Origin of the sequence: Escherichia sp. WS1265, from assembly GCF_046487585.1 — a bacterium.
GTDB lineage: Bacteria > Pseudomonadota > Gammaproteobacteria > Enterobacterales > Enterobacteriaceae > Escherichia > Escherichia coli.
In genome coordinates this window covers 1-5,859 of sequence record NZ_JBJQJE010000041.1, presented here as the reverse complement: position 1 = coordinate 5,859, position 5,859 = coordinate 1, and the positions used below count along the sequence as shown (strand labels likewise).

Here is a 5,859-nt window from a genome sequence, read left to right as displayed (position 1 = left end):
ATCAGCCGGGAAATAATGCGGGCAACGGTGTTTAATTATATCGAATGTGATTACAATCGGTGGCGGCGGCACAGTTGGTGTGGCGGCCTCAGTCCGGAACAATTTGAAAACAAGAACCTCGCTTAGGCCTGTGTCCATATTACGTGGGTAGGATCAATGACCCATCTCCTACATTTTATTAACGCAAAAGAATAAGTGATTTTGCGCGAGAGCTTCAATCAGTTTATCCCCGCAGTGGCAAAGTGTTCGCTTTTGCCGACTGGACAGTGGCAGTGCCTGTCTCTACTGCGCCATCGCTGAACAGTGCAGAATTAGCAACGTTTGCTTTTGGCACAAAGCATACGCCCATTCTCACGCGAATGCTTTGCCCTTGACTTGCCAACAACCGAATTGCTTGCTCTGCAGCTATGTTTTTTTATTAGAATATTCGCCACTAAATAAATTATAATAAGTTGATTTTATTAGATATCTATCAGAATCTATATGGTCAGCACGAGTTGCATGCTCTAATGTTTCAAATGCCAGGGTATGTGCGGCTTCAGCAAATATCTCAGGCCAACCTTTACTCAGCATCGACAGTCCTTTAAGGACTCTTATCTGAATCTCCCTCATACTGGCACCATCGCGCGCGACAGGTGAGAAAAAGTCTTCCAGTAGATCGTTATTCTGAAGTGGTGCAACATGTACTGAAGGATATTTCACTTCTATTTCATCAGATTTATTCTGCGCGTAAGTGGAAAGTATACGAACACCTCTGCCAATGACATCAATGGCGGTTCCAGGATCGTTCACTGCAGGGGAAAGGGCCCGGCAGGCTATTTCGGCCATGACGCTAAGACAAAATCGAGGATCCTGAGCAAATGAACGTGCATCCGAGACAATAATCGTCTCAAGTAAATCGGTGTTGATTGACGACTCCTGGCCCTGACTCAGGTACAAAACTGGCATGGACGGATGTATGAAACTGCCTGGCTGCGCCACGAGGTATACATGACGGGGATCATTGGTCAGCAGCTTGCTAAGTTTCACCATATCAATATATTCAACATAGCCAATCTTCTTCGGATAAACTGCAACCGTTCCTTTCGGCTGTTCATTGTTCTCAAGCCATGGATATCCACCGAGACAGGGATTTCTTGCTCTCGCAATAAATGTTTCGATGGCCGCCTGTTCTACTTGTGCCGTTGTCTCACCAACCCTCCCCAGAGAGGTCAAATGCTGTATCCAGCGAAGCAATGTGATGAGGATTAAGGCAATGACAACCAGTGTGACAATGAATAAAATGACTCTCCCCCTTTCTCCATAAGCTCCCATATTGAGGGCAATAATCCCTACCAGACTGAAGAGAAAAGAACCGATGAAGGTGGCCAGTACATTTTGTGTGGTGACGTCTTCAACAACTAAACGCGTAGCTCTGGGAGTCACATTAGTAGTGGCTGAACCGTAGGCTGTGACCATGATACTCAGCGAAAATGTGGTCACTGCCAGCATACTCGATGCCAGTATGTTCAGAATGTTATCGACTGCTTCCGCACCAACCTTCACGGAAACCGACTCAGGTATCATTGATTTAAAAAGAATTGATAAAAGGGCCGTTATTATCGCGACAATTGCGAATAACGTTGCCCTGAACCATAGTTTTTTAATTGTCTGCTTCAGCATCCATTTCCAGCGTGAAATCATTCTGCATTCCCTCATATTGCGGCCGGGATAATAATTGCCGCCCCCAGGACGGCATGTTGCTATTAACGAACCAGGTGCAGGAAGTGCAGGTGTTTTTCGTACTGGTCCAGTATGTCATTAATCAGCTGTTCCTGGTTCCAGCCCATCACATCATAATTTTGACCGCCTTCTTTGAGATAAACCTCAGCGCGATAATATCGATGTTGTTCAGTCTGCTGCTCATCATTATCCATTGCGGCGAGCGCGAAGGTCGGTGAGATATACCCGCGAAGCCTCACTTCATATATAAAATTCAGCTCGTTGCCCAAATCGACTTCAAGACGAATACGATCGTCGACTGCATCACTAATGTGGCTTATCGTCCCCTGCTTGTTCAGTTCCTCCTGAACCAGCGTCATGGCAGGCTGGATAACGTCGTCCATAAAACGTTTCACAAGAGATCGCTTCGGCAGATACGCGATATTGCGTAACCTTCTCTGCCAAGGAATTGGGTTACGTGCAGCCGTAGGAGCAATTGTCGCCATGCTCAGGCTTTCACGCTTGGTCAAATCCCGGCGCAAAGCTTTTAAAAGTCCGTATATAGATATTAGTAAGATCACTGAGAAGGGCAATGCACTCGCTATTGTCACCGTTTGCAGCGCACTTAGCCCTCCGGCAAGGAGAAGCGCAATTGCAACAATGCCCATGAGCGAGGCCCAGAATATTCGCTGCCAGACGGGTGTGTTTGCCACTCCACCTGATGCCAGAGTATCCACAACCATTGCCCCCGAATCAGCAGACGTTACAAAGAAGACGATGACCATCGCCATTGCAATGAATGACAGCACAGAAGAGAACGGGAAATGCTCCAGGAAATTAAACAGGGCCAGCGCCACATCCTGCTGAACAGTATTGGCGAGGTCTGTGGCCCCCTGGTTCATAATGAGATAGATCGCGCTGTTACCAAACACCGTCATCCACATTAGCGTAAAACCCGCGGGAACAAACAGCACGCCGGTGACAAACTCGCGAATGGTTCGCCCGCGGGAGACCCGTGCGATGAACATCCCCACAAACGGCGACCATGAAAGCCACCATCCCCAGTACAGTAATGTCCAGCCCCCCAGCCAGTTGCTCGACTTGGGCTCATACGCGTAAAGGTTGAACGTTTTACTCACCAGTTCCGAAAGATAACCGCCCGTATTTTCCACAAATGACTTCAGCAGAAGCACGGTTGGTCCCAGACACAGGACCAGCGCCAGGAGCAACAAAGCCAGACCCAGATTGAGTTCAGACAGGATACGTATTCCCTTATCCAGACCGGACACCACTGAAATCGTCGCTAACCCCGTGATGACCACGATCAGAATTACCTGCACCGTTTCATTGATGGGCACCCCGAAAAGATGGTTCAAACCGGCATTCACCTGCAAAACACCGTAACCCAGTGATGTCGCAACGCCAAAGACCGTGCCTATAACAGCGAAAATATCAACCGCATGTCCTACAGGTCCGTATATGCGATCGCCAATAATGGGATAGAGTGCGGAGCGCAGAGTTAAAGGCAGACCGTGACGGTAACTGAAGAACGCCAGAATCAGCGCCACAATGGCATAAATTGCCCATGCGTGCAGTCCCCAGTGGAAAAAGGTCAGACGCATTGCTTCCTTAGCTGCCGCAACGGTTTCTGGAGTGCCAACGGGTGGCGAAAGATAATGCATTACAGGTTCGGCAACGCCAAAGAACATCAGGCCGATCCCCATCCCTGCCGAAAAAAGCATCGCAAACCAGGAGTGGTAGCTGAAATCAGGCTGCGCATGGTCCGGGCCCAGCTTGATATCACCGTAGCGTGAGAGTCCAAGGAACGTGACACTCAGTAAAATCAGGGCCACAGCAAGGATGTAGAACCAGCTGGCATTCGTGAAGATTTGTTGCTGAAGTAGTTTAAAATTTTTGTCGGCGACATCCGGGAATACGGCGGCAAAGGCGACAAGAAGGAAAATTAGCAAAGCAGATGTAAAGAATACCGCTTTGTTAATCTGACTTGTAGACTTCTTTGGGATTGTATCATTTTCACTCATAATCATTTATTCCATTAATTAAATTCGCACTGGATAGAAGGTACTACCTCTCACAAAGTAGCAAAGTTCAACTGGCTATGCGGCGTTAATCGTAATGCATGGTGGAATGTTGAGGTGTACTGGCAATAGCGGACACTACCATTTGTTCTTTTTTTAAGCAGCCATCTGATGATATTTTTCCCTGAAGGCTGCCGGGGAGATATTCCCCAGACGAGAGTGACGACGCTGACGATTGTAGAAAATCTCAATGTATTCCCGTATTACTGAGATGGCTTCATCCCGGTTATTAAAACGATAGTGGCTCAGGCTCTCATTTTTCAGCGTTCCCCAGAAGCTTTCCATCGGAGCGTTGTCGTAACAGTTACCTTTACGCGACATTGATGTTTTCAGACCAAACTGCTCCTGTATGACCCGGTAATCGTATGCGCAGTACTGTGAACCTCGATCAGAGTGGTGGATTAGCCCGGCAGGTGGGCGCTGGCTCCTGAGCGCCATAAACAGGGCTTTACCTGTCAGCTCTTTTGTCATGCGCTCTCCCATGGCGTAGCCGACAATTTCGCACGTATAAACATCTTTGATGCCAGCGAGGTACAACCATCCCTCCTGTGTGGCAACATACGTCAGGTCCGCCACCCAGACCTGATTTGGTGCTGTAGGAGCGAACGTCTGGTTCAGCAGATTTGGCGCAACTGGCAGATTGTGGTTCGAGTTCGTAGTCGCTCTGAACTTGCGTTTCTGCTTACAGCGTAGCCTTAGCTCCTTACGAAGACGTGCCAGTCGGTCACGACCAACGATGATGCCATTCTCTGCCAGCTCCGTCTGGAGCCGCCGGGTTCCATATGTTTCGCGAGTGCGGATATGTGCCACCTTAATCTCCAGTTTTAGCCGCTCATCACTTTGTTTTCTGTCTGAGGGTTCATGCTGTACCCAGTTGTAATAACCGCTCCTGGATACACCAAATACCTGACACATCGCTTCAATGGGAAATTGTTGTCGCCATTGTTCGATTAACGCGTATTTTTCAGCGACTCCTGTGCAATTTAATATATCTCGCTCAAGGCGAGCTTCATTTAACGCCTTACGCAGTTGCAGAATTTCAGATTCCAGTTCAGCCACCGTGCGGGAACCAGGAGTACCGAGCCCTTTTCTGGCGGCGGTAACCCATTGTCCTAAAGTGCCTTCAGGAAGAGATAATCGGGAAGCGCCTTCACTGATCGAAAGTTGATTTTCAAGAACCGTTCTGACAGCTTCGGCTTTGAACTCTTTAGAGTAACGTTGGGTTTTTCTGCTCATTATTAGCTCCTTCTGATGCCATTCTATTTCAGGAAGGAGTGTCCGTTAAACTCAGGCTACCTCATTGGTTCCCACTACTTATTTGGTGGACACCACTTTGTCTAATTCGTCAGATTCTGACCAGACGGTTCAGGCTGTACGCTTACAAACAACTAGTGGAAATACTTGTACTTTATAATTTCAAGGGTACGGGTCCGCTTCGTTTGATTTGCGTGTTTTTAACAATTTTAAAACCCAGACATACTGTTCCGGATGTGGCCCCACCAAAATTTCCACTGTTTTGTTCATTTGTCGGGCAATCGTTTTATTGTCCGCGCTGGCAATGCAAGCATCCATTGGTGGCCGAATTTCAATAGTCAGTAGATGTTTTTTTTCATCATAAACCGGGAAAAGTGGTATAATCATAGCCTGACTGATGTTCATCAGACGTCCAATGATTGGTAATGTCGCTTTATAGGTCGCAAAAAAATCAGCAAATTCACTGTATTCAGGACCATGATCCTGATCTGGGAGGTAATATCCCCAGTATCCCTGGCGTACTGACTGAATAAATGGTTTTATCCCATCCTCCCGGGCATGTAAGCGCCCCCCGAATTTACGCCGTACTGAATTCCAGACATAATCAATCACTGGATTTCGTTGCTGATGAAACATGGCGGCCATTTTTTTTCCCTGAGCTGCCAGCAACATTGCAGGAATATCCACGCTCCAGCCGGTGATGCTGCCAACTTACTGATTTAGTGTATGATGGTGTTTTTGAGGTGCTCCAGTGGCTTCTGTTTCTATCAGCTGTCCCTCCTGTTCAGCTACTGACGGGGTGGTG

The 5,859-nt window shown here is 47.8% G+C and carries 5 protein-coding genes and 1 pseudogene; 2 read left to right on the top strand and 4 right to left on the bottom strand.

Annotation, left to right across the window (positions count from 1 at the left end; genetic code table 11):
- A partial coding sequence (locus tag ACJHX3_RS24170) for an IS3 family transposase (protein ID WP_071704003.1) occupies positions 1–126 on the top strand: 126 nt, incomplete at its 5' end.
- Between the two features lie 279 nt (positions 127–405).
- On the opposite strand, the gene ACJHX3_RS24165 is transcribed toward ACJHX3_RS24170, so the two are convergent.
- The 4 genes and pseudogenes from ACJHX3_RS24165 to ACJHX3_RS24150 all read right to left on the bottom strand — a co-directional run.
- Complete coding sequence (locus ACJHX3_RS24165; protein ID WP_000625669.1) at positions 406–1,683, bottom strand: DUF2254 domain-containing protein; 1,278 nt, start codon at positions 1,681–1,683, stop codon at positions 406–408.
- Between the two features lie 62 nt (positions 1,684–1,745).
- Entirely contained in the window at positions 1,746–3,743 is a 1,998-nt protein-coding gene (locus tag ACJHX3_RS24160; RefSeq protein WP_001293435.1) for a BCCT family transporter, read from the bottom strand.
- Between the two features lie 153 nt (positions 3,744–3,896).
- Entirely contained in the window at positions 3,897–5,036 is a 1,140-nt protein-coding gene (locus tag ACJHX3_RS24155) for an IS3 family transposase (protein ID WP_000088357.1), read from the bottom strand.
- Between the two features lie 180 nt (positions 5,037–5,216).
- Positions 5,217–5,750, bottom strand: a pseudogene (locus tag ACJHX3_RS24150) (lauroyl-Kdo(2)-lipid IV(A) myristoyltransferase); the annotation flags it as partial.
- 55 nt (positions 5,751–5,805) lie between these two features.
- On the opposite strand from ACJHX3_RS24150, the gene ACJHX3_RS24145 reads away from it, so the two are divergent.
- A partial coding sequence (locus ACJHX3_RS24145) for an IS1 family transposase (RefSeq protein ID WP_129692851.1) occupies positions 5,806–5,859 on the top strand: 54 nt, incomplete at its 3' end.